This is a genomic window from Mangrovimonas cancribranchiae (genome assembly GCF_037126245.1).
GTDB classification, from domain to species: domain Bacteria; phylum Bacteroidota; class Bacteroidia; order Flavobacteriales; family Flavobacteriaceae; genus Mangrovimonas; species Mangrovimonas cancribranchiae.
In genome coordinates this window covers 1,453,607-1,472,879 of the sequence record NZ_CP136925.1, presented here as the reverse complement: position 1 = coordinate 1,472,879, position 19,273 = coordinate 1,453,607, and the positions used below count along the sequence as shown (strand labels likewise).

The following is a 19,273-nucleotide window of genomic DNA, read 5'->3' as shown; positions in this document are numbered from 1 at the left end:
TGTTAAGTTATTTCTGGTTTTTCACAAATAACTACAATACGTTCATTGTTTATATTTGTTGTAAAAAATAGGTATAATTCGCCACCGTCTTTAATATTGAATTTTTTTCTAATCTGTTGTACGCTCTCAGGAAAGTTTCTGGTTGCTATATTAGCTTTCGTGATGTTTTCCTTTTTTAAAGCTTTTTTGTTGTATGGTAATGTAGCACGTATTTTAAAGGATCTACCAGGAAAATCTATTAACGAATTAGATGTATATAAATGTGAGTGTTTTTGTAGTTTAAAAATGTTTAGCTTTTGCGAAACTAATTTAAAAGCACCAGACTTTAGAATGGCGGAGTTTGGTTCGTAAATATAGTTTAAAGGTTTGCTGTAGCTTGGTTGAACTTTAGATTCATCTTGCCATTTAAAATCGAATAATTCGCGTTTTGTTTTTGTTAAATTAATGGTTTTTATTGAAATTCCTTGGTTGTACTCTTTTTCTAGAAACCATAAGAGTTCTTTTACCTCGTTATTTACGGCTATTATGTGAATGGATTTAACGTGGTTTAATTCACTTACTCCAACAGATAAATCTAAAAGAGGTGAAGTTTTAATCATAATTTTATTGGTATGATTAAATAAGAGATTTAAATGTTGGGGTACGTTAGGCAAACAGTCGTTTAAAAAGAACACTTTTCCTTTGGTGTCGTGGCGCCTGGAAGGATCTATATAAATCCAATCGTAAGTATTTTTTGAGTTTTTTAAATACGCTAATCCGTCTCCAGTAATGGTTTTAATACGGTTAGCTTTAAGTGTATTAAAGTTGTGTGAAACAATATTTGATAGGGTATTGTTAATTTCACAATGTGTCACGTGGTTAACGTGTTTTGAAAAATAATAATCATCAACACCAAAACCACCTGTTACATCGATAAGCGATTCTCCAGAAATAAGTTCAGCTTTATACTTTGCCGTAATTTCAGATGATGTTTGCTCTATATTAAGTTTATTTGGATAAATAATATGATCTGCATTATACCAAGTGGGAAGTTTTTTTTTGCAACGCTTTTTAGCTTCAATTTGCTCAATAAGGTCTTTAATGTCAATATTTTTAAAAGGCGACCCTTTTAATACTAAGTTAGTGGTATTAGTGTTTAAATGGGTGTTTATAAACTCTTGGACAGTAGTATTTAAAAGGTCTTTATTCAAAAGTAAACTACAGATCTTTTGTTAGTTTTTTAACTAGTTTATTCTCGGCTAGAAACTCTTTTAAAATCACTTTTATTGCTGTGTATGCAGGTATAGCAACAATTAACCCTACAACACCAAATAAAATACCAGCAATTAAAATAACTAAGAAGATTTCTAAAGGGTGCGATTTTACACTTTTTGAAAAGATAAATGGTTGACTAAAAAAGTTATCTACCAATTGTCCAATTAGCACTACAATTAACACATAAAAAGCATTTGGTAAAATAACCTCACTAAAGCTACTATCTAGATTACTTGTCATGGTTAATACCACCATTAAGGTACCGCCAATAAGAGGGCCAATGTAAGGTATTAAATTTAATAGTGCACATAAAAAAGCAATAACAATGGCATTCTCTACACCTATTATAAGCAATCCTATGGTATAAATGATAAAGAGAATTAAAATTTGAAAAATAAGTCCAACAAAATAACGAGAGAGTAAATCTTTGATTTTTTCAGAAGATTTTTTCCAACGGTTCTCTTTTTCATCAGGAATTAGGGTTAAAACACTACTTTCAAACAGTTTGCTATCTTTTAAAAAGAAGAAAGAAATAAACAATACAGAAAATAACCCAATACCAAAACTACCAAATCCGCTAATTAAGGTGTTTAGAAAATTAGGAATAATAGAGTAGTCTATATTGTCTAGTAAATTAGACTCTTGAAGCGTTTTTTCAACATTAATGTGGTTAATTTCAAAATAGTTAACTACTTCAATATATAAATCTTGAATATTGCCTTTTAACTGTTCTATATCCAAAAGAGAAAGATTATGACCTTGCTTAATTAGTAACGGAATAAAAAGCCCTATTAAACCTACTAAAAGACCAAGAATTAGTACCATAGTAGTGACTACAGCAAGGGTGTTTTTAAACTTTAATTTTTGCCTTAAAAATAAGACTATGGGTCTGCCTATTAATGAGATAACCGATGCAATAGCCACATAAATAATTACAGATTGTATCTTGTATAACAGAAATAATAACAATGCAATGCCAAGTATAATGGCAATAGCGCGTAAAATACCGTTGGATATTATTTTAGAATTCATATGGTAAATATAAACTAAAAATTAGGTCTTTAACAGTTGTTGGGTAATTTCATATAATGCAATGCTTGTGGCTTGTACAACATTCATACTGCTGTTTTGTCCAAACATGTTAATATGATATTGAGCATTGCAATAATTTAGAGCAGGTTTAGAAACACCAAAGTTTTCATCGCCAATAACTAAAGCTATCTTTTTGTTGTCTAGTTTTAAGTTTTGAATAGGTTGACTAGCACTAGTGATTTCTAAAGCAATAAGCTGATAGCCTTCTTGTTTTAAAAGGTTAAGCGTTTGCGAAACGCTTTCGGAAATGGAAAATGGTACCACTTTTTCTGTTGAACGTGCTGTTTTTGTCATTTTTCTTCCAGTTGGAATATCACTACCACAGAAAATAATTTTTTCAACCCCAAAAGCATCGGCTGTTCTAAAAAGGCTTCCTACATTAGGTGCATTTGTAATATTATCGCAGACTAATATTATAGGAAATGTTCGTTTTTTAAATGTGGTATTGTAGTGGGTGAGTTGTTTCAATGTTCAAACGCATATTTTACAATGTTAGCTCCCATTTTTAACGCTTTTTCTCTAACTTCATTAGGGTCGTTATGAACTACTTCATCTTCCCAGCCATCTCCTAAATCACTTTCAAAAGTAAACAAGAGTACAAGTCTGCCTTCATGAAACATACCAAAGGCTTGTGGACGTTTACCATCATGTTCATGAATTTTTGGTAAACCATCGGGAAAAGGAAAGACAATATTAAAAATAGGATGATTTTTAGGGAGTTCTATTAAATCCTTATTGGGGAATACTTTCTTTAATTCTTCGGTTATATACGGTTTCATCCCATAATTATCATCAATATGAAGAAAGCCTCCTGATATTAAGTAGTTTCTTAAGTTATCGGCGTCTTCATCGCTAAAAAAAACATGGCCATGCCCAGTCATATGTAGTAAAGGATACTGAAAAATATCGACACTTCCTGTTTCTACGGTTTCTGGTTTTTGGGTTATAGCCGTATTAATATTATTATTACAAAAGGTAATAAGGTTTTGTAGCGCCGTTGGGTTACTGTACCAATCGCCACCACCTTTGTATTTTAAAACGGCTATTTCTTGACCAAACGTAAAACTAGTAATAAAGATAAAAGTGAGTAAACTGCCTAATTTCATATGATTTCATTTACAAAAGCAACAGAATGCGTTGCTACAATAGCTGCAGTTTCTGTACGTAATCGTGTGTCTCCCAAAGTTACTGGAATAAATTGTTTTTTTATTGCTGTTTCTATTTCTTTAACACTAAAATCGCCTTCGGGACCAATTAAAATGGTAAGATGTTGTTTTGGCTTAAGGAGTTGTTTTAAAGTGCTTTTTTTACTGTCTTCGCAGTGAGCAATAAAGATATCGTTTTCAAACTCTTGAGTTATAAATTCTGAAAACGTACAAGCGTTATTTAATTTAGGAAGATAACACTGAAGCGACTGTTTCATGGCCGATTGTAAAATGCGTTCAAAACGTTCGGGTTTTATTGTTTTACGTTCGCTATGGTCGCAGATTATTGGAGTTATTTCATCAATACCTATTTCGGTAGCTTTTTCTAAGAACCATTCGTATCTATCATTCATTTTTGTTGGCGCAACAACAAGATGAAGGTAATAATCATGTTTATAATGATGTGTTTTTTCTGTAATTGTTGCTAAACAATTTTTAAAATCGGCAACTTTAATTTGTGCTTTAAATAGCCAACCTTTACCGTTGGTAATGTTTAATGTATCGCCAACAGATTTGCGTAATACTTTTACAATATGACGACTTTCATCTTTAGGAAAGATAATTTGCGAATCGTTTTCGGTTATTTCGGGATTGTAAAATAATTGCATTGTTAAATTTTTAATCGCGCCGAAGCGGTTACGTTAAATGCGGCATAATCATTTTTCAAATACTTTAAATAGCCTACAATGGCAATCATAGCAGCATTATCTGTTGTAAATTCAAATTTTGGCACATAAGTAGTCCAACCAAATTTTTGTTCGCCTTTTTTTAAGGCTTCTCTAATGCCCGAATTGGCCGAAACACCTCCGCCAATAGCAATGTGTTTAATGCCTGTTTGCTTGCTAGCAAGTTTTAGTTTATCTATTAAAATACCTATAATTGTGTATTGTATAGAAGCACAAATGTCGTTTATATTTTCCTCTATAAAATTAGGATTAGCTTTAGTTTCCCTTTGTATAAAATAAAGAATAGCTGTTTTTAAGCCAGAAAAGCTAAAATTTAAACCATCTACTTTGGGTTTGGTAAACTTAAAGGCTTTTGGGTTGCCTAGTTTTGCACGTTTGTCTATTTCCGGTCCAGCTGGATAACCTAAGCCCAAAATTTTACCACTCTTATCGTAAGCTTCACCAACGGCATCATCAATAGTTTCGCCAAGAACTTTCATGTCGAAGTAATCACTTACTTTTACAATTTGTGTATGTCCACCAGAAATAGTCATAGCTAAAAAAGGAAACGGCGGCTTTTTATAACCAGCTTCATTTATAAAATGTGCTAGTATATGCGCTTGCATATGGTTAACATCAATTAAAGGAATGTTTAATCCAAACGCTAACGATTTTGCAAAAGAAGTTCCTACAAGCAACGACCCCATTAAACCTGGACCTCTAGTAAAAGCAATAGCATGTAATTGCGATTTTGTAATACCTGCTTTTTTTAAAGCCTGATCAACAACAGGAACAATATTTTGTTGGTGCGCTCTAGAAGCTAATTCTGGAACAACACCACCATATTCTTCGTGTATTTTTTGACTCGCAATAACATTACTTAAAATGTTACCATTATGTATTACAGAAGCTGCTGTGTCATCGCATGAGGACTCAATTCCTAAGATATATATATTTTGTGAAGCCATTATGAAAAATTAGGCACAATAATTGTTAATTTTGAAGTCAAAGTTATAACTTTAATACGTATCAAAAAATTTTTAAAAATAGCATCTAAGTTAGCAGCCATTATTTTGCTGCTTTTCATCATTTTGGTGCTTATTTTTTCTATTCCTTCCGTACAAACTTATTTAGGTAAATATGCCACCAATTATTTAAATGAAGAATTTAACACCGATTTTAATATTGGGAAAATCGGTTTACAGTTTAATGGTGATGTAGAAATTAAAGATATTTTAATTAAAGATTACAAAGACAATACGTTAATCAGTATTATAGAGCTTAATACCTCAATCCTAAATTTTAGAAACCTTTATAATAGTAAATTAGCCTTTGGCGATGTTGATATTGAAGGACTCATCTTTAATATTAAAACTTACAAAGAAGAAACAGAAACCAATCTAGATGTTTTTGTTGCTAGGTTTGATGAAGACAATCCAGATAATAAAAAAAGTAATTTTTTGTTGTCTTCTAGCGATGTTACTATAGAAAACGGGACTTTCAGATTAATTGATGAAAATAACGAGAATCCTACCATACTAGAGTTTAAAAATATTAATACCAATACTACAGATTTATTAATAAAAGGAAGTGATGTGTCAACACGTATTAATGCGCTTTCTTTTACAGATAGTCGGGGCTTAAAAATGAAAAAACTGGTGTCTAATTTTATTTATACACCAAGCCATATTTATCTAGAAGATTTAGAAATAGAAACCAAAGAATCTTCTTTAGAAGGAGAGGTAAAGTTTTTATACAAACGCGAAGATTTAAAAGACTTTACGGACAAAGTAAATGTAAAGGCGACATTTAATAATACAGATATAGCATTAAACGAACTTAATACTTTTTACGATGAGTTTGGTGTAAATCAGCGAGCAAAATTTTCGGCAAACATATCAGGAACACTTAATGATTTATTTGTAAAAAACTTAAAGCTTAATACTAGTACTAAAAGTGCTATTTATGGCGATATCAAGTTTAAAAACCTATTTAATAGTGCCGAAAACAATTTCTCTATGGAAGGCGATTTCACTAATCTTTCATCAAACTATCGCGATTTAAAAGCCCTGCTTCCAAATGTTTTAGGCGAAACAATACCGTCATCTTTCGATAAATTAGGCGATTTTACTATTGTAGGAACCTCTCATATAACACCTACTACAATACTAGCAAATATTGAAATTAATACCGATTTAGGATTTATAGATTCTGACTTAAAGATGACCGACATCAATAATATTGATAAAGCATCGTACACAGGAAATATCATTTTTGATGAGTTTGATATAGGTAAATTCTTAAACGATCCAACCTTGAAAACCACCTCATTAAATTTAGATGTAGATGGTTCTGGTTTCACAAAGAAGAATATTAATACAGAAATGGTAGGTGATATTTTCTCTATTACTTACAATAACTATACGTATCAAAATATTGAAGTTTCGGGTGTTTTAAAAGATCGTATTTTTAATGGGCAAATTATTTCTAATGATAAGAACTTAAAATTTAAGTTTAATGGTTTAGCAAATTTCTCTCAAGACATTAATACGTTTGATTTTATTGCAAACGTAGAGCATGCCAATTTACGAGCCATGAACTTTGTAACCAATGATGAGCTATCTATTTTTAAAGGAAAAGTAGACATGAGAATGAGCGGTACAACAATAAACGATGCCGTTGGAGACATTAATTTTACAGAAACGTATTACCTAAACGAACACGATAAATACCATTTTAAGGATTTTAAAATAACCTCTAGTATCACAGATAAAGAGCATCATGTTACAGTAAATTCGCCCGATATAATTGAAGGTGAACTAAAAGGTGAGTTTTTATTCGAAGATATAGGTAAACTATTTTTAAATGCTGTTGGAAGTATTTATACTAATTATTCACCTTACAAGGTTAGAGAAGACCAGTATATAGACTTTAACTTTAATATTTATAATAAAATTGTAGAAGTGTTTGTGCCTGATATAAAATTAGGGTCAAACACCTATATGCGTGGTAGAGTAGAGAGTAATCAAGGCGCATTTAAGTTTACATTTAAATCGCCCGAAATTAGGCTATTCGATTATTTTGCAGAGAAAATTGAACTTCAATTAGATAACAAAAATCCATTATTTAATACCTATGTAGAAGTCGATAGTGTTAATACAGGATATTATAATCTATCTAAATTTAAACTAATTAATAAAACACTTAACGACACATTATTTGTACGTTCAGAGTTTAATGGAGGAAAAAATAACTTAGATGTTTACAACTTAAACTTTTATCATACAATAAACGAAGAAGAAAAATCTGTTGTTGGTATAAAACGATCTGATGTTACTTTTAAAGGGAACACTTGGATTATTAATAGTAGAAGAAACAATCTACACAAAGTAGAGTTCGATAAAACATTACAGAACTTTGATATTAACCAAATAGTCATGAGTCATAAACAGGAGCAAATACAACTATCTGCTACACTTCGTGACTCTACTTATAAGAATATTAAACTAGACTTTAAAGATGTTCATCTAGAAAATGTCATTCCAGATGTAGAAAGTCTCTCATTACAGGGTAATGTAAACGGCGAATTAGATGTATTTCAAGCAGAAGGGAAATATCTGCCCAATGCCAGTGTAACCATAGATAGTTTTATCGTAAATGAGTTAAATTTAGGCGATTTTAATGCCGATATAATAGGAAACGAAACCCTTACAAACTATAATGTCGATGTAAAAATAAAAGATGATATATCTGAATCCTTTCGAGCCATTGGTAATATTAATGCAGAAGGCGAGCACGCCGTTTTAGATGTAGATTTAAATTTTGATAAGTTTAACCTTCAACCACTAAACCCATTTCTAGACGATGTGTTAAGTGATATTCGTGGTTTAGTTACTGGCGAAGCCAATGTGTCTGGTAGATTAAATCAGCCTAGAATAGATGGTATGTTAACTATGAATAATTCTGGTTTAAGAGTTAATGAACTAAACACCGATTTTAATTTTGAAGACAATAGTATTGTTCAATTAGAAAATCAAAGTTTTATATTTAATAACTTAAGTATAGAAGATACTGCTCATAACACAAAAGGCGTATTAAGCGGTAGTATTTCTCACGATAATTTTGCCACTTGGACTTTAAATTTAGAAGTAGCATCAGACAACCTACTTGTATTAAACACAAAAGAAGAGGAAGAATCGTTATACTACGGAACAGCATTTATAAATGGAAGCGCCACCATAATTGGTCCAACAGATCAATTAGTTATCGATGTCATTGCCGAAACAAATCCAGGAACTGTATTTGTAATACCACTTAACGATACCGAGTCTTTTGGAGACAACTCGTACATTCATTTTTTAACACCAGAAGAGAAAATAGCTAAACTTAAAGGAGAAGATATAGTAATTAAAGATGTATCTGGATTAGAACTCGATTTTGACCTCGAAATTACCCAAGACGCCGAAATAGAAATAGTAATAGATAAAAACTCAGGGAGCACAATTCGTGGTCGTGGAGAAGGAGGTTTACTTATCGATATTAACACCAACGGTAAGTTTAATATGTATGGCGACTTTGTGGTGTTTGAAGGTGTTTATAACTTTTTATATGGTGGTTTTGTGCAGAAAAAATTTAATGTCCTAGAAGGAAACTTAGCTTGGGATGGCGATCCTTTAAAAGCTCGTATAGACATTAAAGCCGAATATAAAACACGTGCCAATCCATCGCCATTGCTAGATAACCCAATTAACAGGAGTATTCCCGTAAATCTAGAAACAACATTAACAGGCCAATTAGAAAAACCAGAAATTAATTTCGATTTTGTTTTTCCAAATGTAAATTCTACAGTTAAGTCTGAGCTTAATTACAGGTTAGACTCTAAAGAAGACAGAGATAATCAAGCATTATACCTTTTAGCTACAGGGGCATTCTCAAATCGTTTTAATATCAATTTTACAGGAACCATAACAGAGCGTCTTAACGGTATTGTAAATGGGTTACTTACTAGCAGCGACAATAAAGTTAATGTTGGCCTTAATTACGAAGCAGGCGAAAACACACCAGAATATCAAACCGATGATAGGTTAGGGGTAACATTGCAAACCAATATAAGCGACAGGATTATGCTTAACAGTAAAGTAGGAGTTCCCGTTGGTGGTGTTAGCGAAACTGTTATTGCAGGCGATGTTCAAGTAGATTTTCTATTAAATAAAGAAGGAACATTAACCGCAAAAGTATTTAATAGAGAAAATAGTATAAGAAATTTAGGTGAAGAAATAGGCTACACACAAGGAGTCGGAATTTCGTACTCTGTAGATTTCGATACTTTTAAAGAGCTTCTTCAAAAAATCTTTAAAGGCAACGTTAATACACCAAAAGAAAAACCAGAAGAAGATAAAACAAAAAACGACGATAACATGTTGCCTTCTTACGTTGGTTTTAAAAAATCAGATTCTGATTAATCCTTATTTTTTTCGTTTAAAACAGTAAAAAAATACATGATTTTAGCTTTTTTATTAACGAAAACGTTTGAATTTTTACTCCCCTCTTAAAATAATCAAAATACCATATAGAATATTCATTTTCTTTTATAGTTTTACCATATAAATTCCAATAAATGTCAAAAACTATAAATAAAATAGCCGTTCTAACATCTGGTGGCGATGCCCCAGGAATGAATGCTGCCATTAGGTCGGTGGTTAGAACTTGTGCTTATCATAAAATAGAATGCGTTGGTATATATCGTGGTTATCAAGGAATGATAGAAGGCGATTTTAAAGAAATGGATGCCCGAAGTGTAAAAGGTATTATCAACAAAGGAGGTACAGTTTTAAAATCAGCACGATCTGATGAATTTAGAACACCCGAAGGACGTAAAAAAGCTTTCGATCAATTAAAAGAAGCTAAAGTAGATGCTTTAGTTGCCATAGGTGGTGATGGAACCTTTACAGGAGCTATGGTATTTAACAGTGAATACGATTTTCCTGTTATGGGAATTCCAGGAACAATAGATAACGATATTTATGGAACGTCTCATACTTTAGGCTACGACACAGCATTAAACACAGTTGTTGAAGCGATTGATAAAATTAGAGATACAGCAAGCTCGCATAACCGATTGTTTTTTGTGGAAGTCATGGGACGCGATGTTGGTCATATAGCTTTAAATACAGGAGTAGGAGCTGGAGCAGAAGAAATTTTAATCCCTGAAGAAGATTTAGGGCTAGATAGATTATTGGAGTCTCTAAGACGAAGCAAGCAATCAGGTAAATCTTCTAGTATTGTTGTTGTTGCCGAAGGCGATAAAATAGGTAAAAACGTGTTCGAACTTAAAGATTACGTCGATGAAAATTTAGCCGAATATGAAGTGCGAGTTTCAGTATTAGGTCATATGCAACGTGGTGGTTCACCATCTTGTTTCGATAGAGTTTTAGCTAGTAGAATGGGGGTGAAAGCCGTAGAAAGTATATTAGAGGGTAAAAGCAATTTTATGGTAGGTTTACTTAACGATACAATGGCTTTAACACCACTTGAAAATGCCATAAAAGGGCAATCAAAAATTAATTTAGAATTACTTCGTGTGTCAGATATCATGACCACATAAACAAACATTAATATAATTATGTCAACACTTAAATTAGGAATTAACGGATTCGGAAGAATTGGAAGAATAGTATTTAGAGCCACTGTAAACAGGCCAAATGTCGATGTGGTAGCTATTAACGATTTATTAGATGTAAATCACTTAGCATACTTATTAGAGTATGATTCTGTTCATGGAAAATTCGATGGAACCATTGAAGTTAAAGATGGAAACTTAATCGTAAATGGAAAAACTATTCGTGTAACAGCAGAAAGAGATCCAAAAGACCTTAAATGGAATGAAGCTGGAGTAGATATTGTAGCAGAATGTACAGGTATTTTCACTACTTTAGAAACAGCGCAATATCATATAGATGCAGGGGCTAAAAAAGTAGTTATTTCTGCACCAAGTAAAGATGCGCCAATGTTTGTTATGGGCGTAAACCATAACGAAGCTAAGGCAACAGATACTATTGTATCAAACGCTTCATGTACTACAAACTGTTTAGCACCTATCGCCAAAGTTTTAGATGATAATTTTGGTATAGATGAAGCTTTAATGACAACCATTCATGCTGCAACATCTACACAATATACTGTAGATTCACCTTCTAAAAAGAACTACCGATTAGGACGTTCAGCCCTAACTAATATTATTCCTACATCCACAGGAGCTGCTAAAGCTGTTGGTAAAGTAATTCCTGAATTAAACGGAAAGCTTACAGGAATGGCGTTTCGTGTTCCTACTGCTGATGTTTCAGTGGTAGATCTTACCGTAAGATTAGAAAAAGAAACCTCTTACGATAAGATAAAAGAAGCCTTTAAAAAAGCCTCAGAAAACGAATTAAGTGGCGTATTAGGGTATACAGACGAAGCCGTAGTATCTCAAGATTTTGTTAGCGATGCGCGTACAAGTATTTTTGATGCAGAAGCGGGTATCGAATTAAGTTCAAAATTTTATAAAATTGTATCTTGGTACGATAACGAGTTTGGATATTCAAACAAACTAGTAGACCTTGCGCTACACGTAAATAACTTATAACATTATTCAGCACCTGCAAGACATCAAAATTTTTGCAGGTGTTTTTTTATTTATCACCTATGATTTTAATTGTTGATAGCGGTTCGACAAAATGCGACTGGATGCCTGTTGATGAAAATGGCAAGCAACTCTCAGAGAAAATAAGAACAAAGGGATTAAATCCAGCCATTTTAGAGCAAACAGAGCTTAGAATAAGAATTCTTGAAAGCAAAGAACTTATAAGCTATAAAAATGAAGTTTCACATCTTTATTTTTATGGTGCAGGTTGCGGAACAGAGCAGCCTAAACAAGCCTTAAAAGACGTGCTTTCCGAAATTTTTATTTCAGCACATATTGAAGTGGAAGAAGATACTATGGCAGCCGTAAGAGCAACAATTAATACACCAGCCCAAGCTGCAGTGGTTTGTATTATGGGTACAGGGTCTAATTGTAGTTATTATGATGGCGTAACCTTGCATCAACGTGTAAAATCATTGGGATACTCTTTAATGGATGATGCTAGTGGAAACTATTTTGGCAAAGAACTAATACGTGATTATTATTTTAATCACATGCCAGAAGATATAAAAATTGCATTTGAACATAAATATAATTTAGATGCAGATTTTATAAAATATAATCTTTATAAACAACCCAACCCAAATGCTTATTTAGCGGGTTTTGCAGAATTTATGATCCTTAATAAGGAATCTAAATACATGAAGGAGTTAATTAAAAGAGGGCTTCGATTATTTGCAAAAAATATGATTTTGCAATTTAAAGAAGAAGTTAAAACTGTTCCTGTTCACTTTGCAGGTTCTGTTGCGTTTTTTACTCAAGATGAAATTAAAGAGGTTGCTAACGAAATGAATTTTAAGGTAGGGAACTTCGAGCGTCGCCCAATAGAAGGCTTAGTTAAATTTCATACCTCAAAACTATAAATTCTTTTATTACTTATAAACCTGATTTTCTTGTTCGGCAACACGTATAAAAGTGGTACGTTTAGTTAACTCTTTTAAACGTTGGGCGCCAACGTATGTGCAGGTACTACGTAATCCGCCTAAAATATCTTGTAACGTATCCTCAACAGGACCACGATAAGGAACCTCAACAGTTTTGCCTTCACTAGCGCGGTAATTTGCAACACCGCCAACGTGCTTCTTCATGGCTGTTGTGCTACTCATGCCGTAAAATTGTTTGTAATATTCACCATTTCGTTCTATAAGATTACCACCGCTTTCATCATGACCAGCAAGCATTCCGCCTAACATAACAAAATCGGCTCCAGCACCAAATGCTTTGGCAATATCGCCTGGAGTGGTGCAACCGCCATCACTTATAATTTGGCCACCAAGACCATGAGCTGCATCGGCACATTCTATAATAGCAGATAATTGCGGGTACCCAACACCAGTTTTAACACGTGTAGTGCAAACGCTTCCTGGACCAATGCCAACTTTTATAATATCGGCGCCAGCTAATAAAAGTTCTTCAACCATTTCACCTGTAACTACATTTCCAGCAATAATGACTTTATTAGGGTAGGTTTCTCTGGTTTGTTTTACAAATTCGACAAAATGCTCAGAATATCCATTGGCAACATCAATACAGATGAATTGGTATTGCGGGTGTTTGTTTAATAAAACTTTAAGTTTATCGGCATCTTTAGAGCCTGTTCCTGTACTTATAGCTAGCGATTTTGCTATATTTTCAGGAGTCTCCTTAGAAAATGTTTCCCAATCGTTAAGTGTGTAGTGTTTGTGTATTGCTGTAAATAAAGATTTGTTATGTAGTGCTTTAGCCATGTCAAAAGTACCAACCGTATCCATATTAGCGGCTATTATAGGAATGCCTTTCCAAGTAGTATAGCTATTTAGGAAGGTGAATTCTCTTTCTAAGCTTACTTGTGAGCGACTTTTTAATGTAGATCGTTTGGGTCTAATCATAACATCTTTAAACCCAAGTTTCATGTCTTGTTCAATACGCATGGTTCTTTTTTTTGGTAACGTTTAAATGTACAAACTTCACCTAAAAAGCCCACAAAAAAATAAGATTGAGTTATTAACAACTAACCAACAGAAAAGGGTTAGTCTTTAGTAGCCATAACACTAATTTCTACATTCACAAATTTGGGAAGGTTGGCTACTTCTACAGTTTCTCTAGCTGGTGCAGTAGATTCGTTAAAGTAACGCCCATAAATCGCATTAATTTTGCTAAAATTATGCATATCGCTAACAAATATAGTCGCTTTAAAGACATCTTCGAAAGTCATATCTACTGCGGCCAATACAGCTTTTAAGTTTTGCATGACTTGCTGTGTTTCGGCTTCTATATCTTCAGTAATTAACTCACCATTTTTAGGATTTATAGCAATTTGTCCGGAAGTATAAAGAATATTATTCACTAAAGTTGCTTGGTTATATGGGCCAATTGGAGCAGGAGCGTCTGGTGTTGTAATGATGCGTTTCATAATGTATTATAATTGTTGGTCTGGCTGACGACGTTTATCGTACTTAATGTCTTTTAGCATATTCGCTTTAATGCCAATAAAGAAATACCAGGAACTTCTGGTGCTAAAAGGTACCCAGTTAAAACTCATACGCCAACTTAATAAATCGCGTTCAAACCTAAGTTGTGTGTATGTGAATCCTTTATTTTTAAAATCGTAACCTGAAGATGCACCTACGGACCATCTTGGTGAAAGTTCAACATCTCCTGAAAACATTAAAGAGTGAGACGATATTTCATTTTGTCTTGCTGAGTTGTTATAATTTACAGCATAGGCTAAACGTAAGTTCCACGGGATTTTATAACTGTAAAGTTCTGATGGTTTTTCTTCTTCGTCGTCTTCATCATCTTCATCGTAATAGGTTTGGTCTGCAAAGTCTTGTGCACGACCAAAAAGATCGTCGGCACGACCACCGCTACGTAAGTTTTCCTGTTTAGAGCGCTCGTTTTGGCTACCATCAAACATGGTATTAGAAAGCGAATAGTTCATAGTAAGGTTGGCACTTGTTAACCTAAAAAGGCTACCACCATTGTTAACATTCCATGTGTCTATTTTTCTGTTGTTATTGTCTAACGCATAAGGATCTAAAGTGGCGCCAAAGTTGATGCTCATTTTGTTGTCTAAAATTTGTGTGCTACCACTTACACGTACTGGCTGCCATTTAATAGAATCGGCAGCAAGATTGTAGCTCGTAGAAAAATTAAGGTTATCTAGTAGCTTTATTTTTTTAGCTTCGGTTGCTGTAGAATCTCTATCGCGAACTTTAGCTTCAATATTATTAGATAAAGCAATACCTACCGAGCTTGAATAGCGGTTATTTGGACTTCCGAAAATGCTGTTTTCAAAGCGTGAATATTCTTCTGTGGTTGTTAGGCCGTCGGCATCTATAACTTCGTAAGTGTCGTAATATTGATTAAAAGATGGGTTTATGCTATAACTTATAGAAGGTCGCATAACATGCCTTATGGCTTTAATTTTTTTGTCTTCACCTTCTTTTTCAAAGTTGAACATTCCATAAAGCGTAGTTCCTAAACTAGTACTAAAGTTATAGGTTCTAAACGAATCAAATCCGTTCTCTTCTACTTCAACATCTTCTTCTAAAGTTGTGTCGTAATATTTTCTCACCGTTCTAAACACCCAATTTTCTTCAAAATTTGTACTAGCACTTAAACTTAAATATTTAAAAACTTTAAAATTGGTGCTTAAAGGAATGCTGTGCTTAATACCGTTTCTAGCATCGTCCCACATTTCTTTTTTAAAGAAAAGCGAATCGGTTGTTTGAATGCGATTTTCGGCTCTTAAATTATATTGAAAGTTAATATTTTGAATGATGCCTTTTTTGGTACCGTTTTTTGGTGCAAACGGAAAAATCCTACTTACGCTGGCTTGTAAGGTAGGAAGCGTCATGTTAACCGATTCGGTATTGGTATTTTGCGAGTGTGTAGCAGTAATACTGGCATTAACTTGAGGTTCTCCTGGAAACGTTTTAGAGTATGATACCGAAGACGACATGTTGTTATTTAAGAAACTAGGAGAGTTTACTTGGTTTAAAGATGACCTGTAATACCTGCTACTACCTAAGTTTACCGAAGCCGAAAACCTTGAGTTTGGACTTGCTTTTGAGTCTTGCGAATGCGACCACCTTATATTATAAATGGTATTTCTAGCATAATCGGGAAAACCACGTTCACTGGTTATTAAATTTTCATAACGAAACCCTAAATTCCCTGAAAACCTGTAGCGTTTGGCGTAATTACTTTCCATACGTAGGCCGTAACTTCCATTGGTATAATAATCTCCTAAAACAGCTAAATCCACATAATCGTTAATAGCAAAATAGTACCCGCCATTTTGTAAAAAGTAACCACGATCGTTTTGTTCACCAAAGCTAGGAATAATAACACCCGACGTATGCTTGTCTGTTAGTGGAAAAAAGCCAAATGGAAGTCCAACAGGCGTGGGTACATCGGCAATAACCATGTTTGTAGGACCTACAACAATTTTTTTCTTAGGAACTAACTTTATTTTGTTGGATTGAAAATAATATTCTGGGTTTTCAATGTTTTTTGAGGTGGTGAAGCGTCCTTTATACAAGAAAATAACCGAATCGTTCTCTTTTTTTGTAATAGGTGCATGAATATTCATGCCTTGCTGTTCGGTTTTGGAATTAAATACTAAGGCTTTTTCAGTTTTTGTGTTAAACCTTATAGAGTCTGGTTCCACAACATTTTCACCTTGTTTAAAAATAGGATGTTGCGTATATTCTCCTAAAGAGTCTTTTAATCGTCCGGCGTAAACTTCATTTTTGCCATAATCGATAACAATTATACCAGCTTTTAGCTCCATATCTTCATAATACACTTCGGCATTATTGTATAGATATACTTTTTGTTCTTTAACATCAAAATAATTAGAATCCTGTGCTTTATAGGTTATTTCACCTGTAAGAAATTCTTTTTTAGTTTTTGTAGAGTCTTGTTGTACAGTGTCTTGAGTAGCCTCGCTAGCTTCAATTTCGGTTAAATCTCCAATTTTTAAGTTTAGGCTATCAGATTCTTGTTCTACTTCGGCTTCAACTTGTCCGCCTTTTTTAGGAATATCCTGTGCCAAGCAAAAAGTGTTAATAAACACGGTAAAACTTAAGGCAAAAAGTATATTGAAGTAGTTTGTACGCAACGCTTTTAAATGTATTTTTGTAAAAGTATGGCTCGGTTTTTGAATTGCCAAAATTACATATATTTTTTGTGATTAAATTAATATTCACATTTTTTTGAATATTAAAATAAACTACCATTAAAGTTGTTATAACCTTTATGAAAACGTATAATAAATTTCTTTTAGTATTAACTGTAGTAATCTTAACTTTTTTTTACAATACCAGTAGCTTGGCCCAAACCAAAACAGATAAGTTTGTTGTTGTTTTAGATGCAGGTCATGGTGGGAAGGATCCCGGTAGACCAACAAGTTATGGCTGGAAAGAAAAAGACATTGCTCTAGATGTTGTTCTTAAAGTGGGAAAAGCAGTAGAGAGTAACCCTAATTTTGAAGTTATTTACACCAGAAAAACCGACGTTTTTTTAGAACTACATGAACGAGCTTCCATAGCGAACAAAGCCGATGCCGATTTATTTATATCCATTCATTGTAACGCCCATAATTCTCAGGCGTATGGAACAGAAACTTATGTGTTAGGAGTAGGAAATACAGAACGTAATTTTAATGTGGCAAAAGCAGAAAATGAAGTAATTTACCTTGAGGATAATTATGAAAAGCATTATGAAGGGTTTGATCCAAACTCACCAGATTCATTTATTGGCTTAACCTTAATGCAAGAAGAATACGTTGAGCAGAGTATTATGTTAGCCAATTTTATTGAAACTAACTTTAAAAAAGATTTGAAAAGAAAAAGTCGTGGCGTAAAACAGATTAGCTTACTTGTATTAAGAGCCACATACATGCCAAGCGTGTTAATTGAAACAGGGTTTATCACTAATCATAGTGAAGGAAAATACTTAAACTCTAAAAAGGGACAAGGTGAGATTTCAAATGCTATAGTTAAAGCTATACTTAACTATAAGAAAACATTAGATATGAATGTTGGTGATACAGTTTTAATAGGAGGGAATACTGAAAACAATAACTCTAATGTTGGTACTGAAGATATTTATAACAATATTGTATTTAAAGTTCAAATAGCGGCAAGCTCTAAAAAACTAGAGCCCAAACCATATAACTTTAAAGGATTAGATGATGTATCAAGAGAAAAGATTAACGGACTTTATAAATATTATTACGGGTATACCTCTAATTACACAAAAGTTAAGCAACAACAACAAACAGCAAAATCAAAAGGGTATAACTCTAGTTTTATAGTGGCTTTTAAAGATGGTCAGCAAATAACCTTAGAAGAAGCCTTAAATTCTAAAGCAAATTAGACAGTTCTTAAAATTTATTTCTAATTTTGTTTCATAACCAAACAAATTTACTTTGAAATTATCTAGAGAAGTTAAAACCGCCATATTAGTTGTCCTTGGAGTAGCTCTTTTTATCTTCGGGTTTAACTATTTAAAAGGGAACGATTTATTCGAATCTTCTCAAACCTTTTATACAGAATTCGATTACAACGCCCTAACATCATCTTCACCTGTTACCATTAAAGGAAATACTGTTGGTAAAATAAAAGATATTGTTTACGATTTTAAAACAGGAAAAACCCGTGTGTCTTTTACTGTAGATAACGAGCTAAAGTTCTCTAAAAATAGTAAAATGCGATTATACGAACTCGGGCTTTTAGGCGAAAATGGCATGGCTATTATTCTTGCAGAAGATGGCGGGCCAATAGCTAAAGATGGCGACGTCTTACAATCGGAAGTCGAAGAAGGTTTAATTAAAAGTTTATCAAGCAATTTTTCAGGGCTAAGTTCTGGTTTGGATAACACCTTAAAATCGGCCGATTCATTAATGTATAACCTAAATACGCTAGTTGAAGATGATACCAAAGCAGGCTTAAAACATGCTATTAAAGAGTTAAACGAAACATTAATATCGTTTAAGTCGTTGTCCTATTCTGTAAATTCACTAGTAAAAAAGAACGACGACAGTTTAACAGCTTTAATAAGCAACTTTAATAAAATAAGTCAAGATTTAGCCGTTCTATCAAACGATTTAAAACAGGTTGAAATTTCTAAAACTGTTCAAAATCTAGACGAGACATTAAATAGCTTAAATACCGTGTTGGCATCTATAGATAATGGTGAAGGTACTTTAGGTAAATTAATGAAAGATGACAAACTATATCATAATCTAGAAGTTGCTTCAATGCAGTTAAAAGACTTATTACAAGATGTAAAATTAAATCCAAAACGTTATATTAACGTCTCAGTCTTTGGTGGAAAAAATAAAGAAGACTACGTAAAACCTGAAAACGAAAGGCAATAACCAATCA

15 protein-coding genes are annotated in these 19,273 nt (G+C 33.2%); 6 read left to right on the top strand and 9 right to left on the bottom strand.

The annotated features are described in order from the left end of the window. Positions 1 to 2 precede the first annotated feature (2 nt). The 6 genes from R3L15_RS06585 to tsaD are packed head-to-tail and all read right to left on the bottom strand — an operon-like array spanning position 3 to position 5,184. The gene (locus R3L15_RS06585; protein ID WP_338734002.1) at positions 3 to 1,190 is read right to left on the bottom strand and encodes a THUMP-like domain-containing protein; all 1,188 of its coding nucleotides are present in this window, start codon (positions 1,188 to 1,190) and stop codon (positions 3 to 5) included. A gap of 7 nt (positions 1,191 to 1,197) precedes the next feature. Further along, positions 1,198 to 2,286, bottom strand: a complete 1,089-nt coding sequence (locus R3L15_RS06580) for an AI-2E family transporter (RefSeq protein WP_338734000.1) — start codon at positions 2,284 to 2,286, stop codon at positions 1,198 to 1,200. Between the two features lie 21 nt (positions 2,287 to 2,307). Continuing rightward, positions 2,308 to 2,814 carry a TrmH family RNA methyltransferase gene (locus R3L15_RS06575; protein ID WP_338733998.1) on the bottom strand — a complete coding sequence of 169 codons (507 nt, stop codon included), beginning with the start codon at positions 2,812 to 2,814 and terminating at the stop codon, positions 2,308 to 2,310. Next, entirely contained in the window at positions 2,811 to 3,452 is a 642-nt protein-coding gene (locus R3L15_RS06570; protein WP_338733997.1) for a DUF4159 domain-containing protein, read from the bottom strand. The genes R3L15_RS06575 and R3L15_RS06570 overlap by 4 nt, the downstream gene beginning before the upstream one ends. Then, complete coding sequence (locus R3L15_RS06565) at positions 3,449 to 4,159, bottom strand: 16S rRNA (uracil(1498)-N(3))-methyltransferase (protein ID WP_338733996.1); 711 nt, start codon at positions 4,157 to 4,159, stop codon at positions 3,449 to 3,451. The genes R3L15_RS06570 and R3L15_RS06565 overlap by 4 nt, the downstream gene beginning before the upstream one ends. A gap of 2 nt (positions 4,160 to 4,161) precedes the next feature. Next, the gene (gene tsaD / locus R3L15_RS06560; RefSeq protein WP_338733995.1) at positions 4,162 to 5,184 is read right to left on the bottom strand and encodes a tRNA (adenosine(37)-N6)-threonylcarbamoyltransferase complex transferase subunit TsaD; all 1,023 of its coding nucleotides are present in this window, start codon (positions 5,182 to 5,184) and stop codon (positions 4,162 to 4,164) included. A 105-nt stretch (positions 5,185 to 5,289) separates the two neighbouring features. On the opposite strand from tsaD, the gene R3L15_RS06555 reads away from it, so the two are divergent. The 4 genes from R3L15_RS06555 to R3L15_RS06540 all read left to right on the top strand — a co-directional run bounded on the left by R3L15_RS06555 (position 5,290) and on the right by R3L15_RS06540 (position 12,760). After that, the gene (locus R3L15_RS06555; protein ID WP_338733993.1) at positions 5,290 to 9,678 is read left to right on the top strand and encodes a translocation/assembly module TamB domain-containing protein; all 4,389 of its coding nucleotides are present in this window, start codon (positions 5,290 to 5,292) and stop codon (positions 9,676 to 9,678) included. Between the two features lie 155 nt (positions 9,679 to 9,833). Continuing rightward, a complete protein-coding gene (gene pfkA, locus R3L15_RS06550; RefSeq protein ID WP_338733992.1) occupies positions 9,834 to 10,820 on the top strand; it encodes a 6-phosphofructokinase in 987 nt (328 codons plus the stop codon). An 18-nt stretch (positions 10,821 to 10,838) separates the two neighbouring features. Next, positions 10,839 to 11,840 (top strand): type I glyceraldehyde-3-phosphate dehydrogenase, encoded by a 1,002-nt coding sequence (gene gap / locus R3L15_RS06545; RefSeq protein WP_338733991.1) that lies wholly within the window; start codon positions 10,839 to 10,841, stop codon positions 11,838 to 11,840. Positions 11,841 to 11,899: 59 nt separating this feature from the next. Next, a complete protein-coding gene (locus R3L15_RS06540; RefSeq protein WP_338733990.1) occupies positions 11,900 to 12,760 on the top strand; it encodes an N-acetylglucosamine kinase in 861 nt (286 codons plus the stop codon). A gap of 9 nt (positions 12,761 to 12,769) precedes the next feature. Here R3L15_RS06540 and R3L15_RS06535 read toward each other — a convergent pair whose 3' ends face one another. The 3 genes from R3L15_RS06535 to R3L15_RS06525 all read right to left on the bottom strand — a co-directional run bounded on the left by R3L15_RS06535 (position 12,770) and on the right by R3L15_RS06525 (position 17,055). After that, the gene (locus R3L15_RS06535; RefSeq protein WP_338733989.1) at positions 12,770 to 13,807 is read right to left on the bottom strand and encodes a GMP reductase; all 1,038 of its coding nucleotides are present in this window, start codon (positions 13,805 to 13,807) and stop codon (positions 12,770 to 12,772) included. A gap of 98 nt (positions 13,808 to 13,905) precedes the next feature. Further along, complete coding sequence (locus R3L15_RS06530; protein WP_338733988.1) at positions 13,906 to 14,289, bottom strand: Rid family detoxifying hydrolase; 384 nt, start codon at positions 14,287 to 14,289, stop codon at positions 13,906 to 13,908. A gap of 6 nt (positions 14,290 to 14,295) precedes the next feature. Continuing rightward, positions 14,296 to 17,055, bottom strand: coding sequence for a putative LPS assembly protein LptD (locus R3L15_RS06525; RefSeq protein ID WP_338733987.1), 2,760 nt, complete (start codon positions 17,053 to 17,055; stop codon positions 14,296 to 14,298). 86 nt (positions 17,056 to 17,141) lie between these two features. Here R3L15_RS06525 and R3L15_RS06520 point away from each other — a divergent pair, with 86 nt between their 5' ends. After that, positions 17,142 to 18,263, top strand: coding sequence for an N-acetylmuramoyl-L-alanine amidase (locus R3L15_RS06520; protein ID WP_338733986.1), 1,122 nt, complete (start codon positions 17,142 to 17,144; stop codon positions 18,261 to 18,263). Positions 18,264 to 18,315: 52 nt separating this feature from the next. Then, complete coding sequence (locus tag R3L15_RS06515) at positions 18,316 to 19,266, top strand: MlaD family protein (RefSeq protein WP_338733985.1); 951 nt, start codon at positions 18,316 to 18,318, stop codon at positions 19,264 to 19,266. The last annotated feature ends 7 nt before the right edge of the window (positions 19,267 to 19,273 follow it).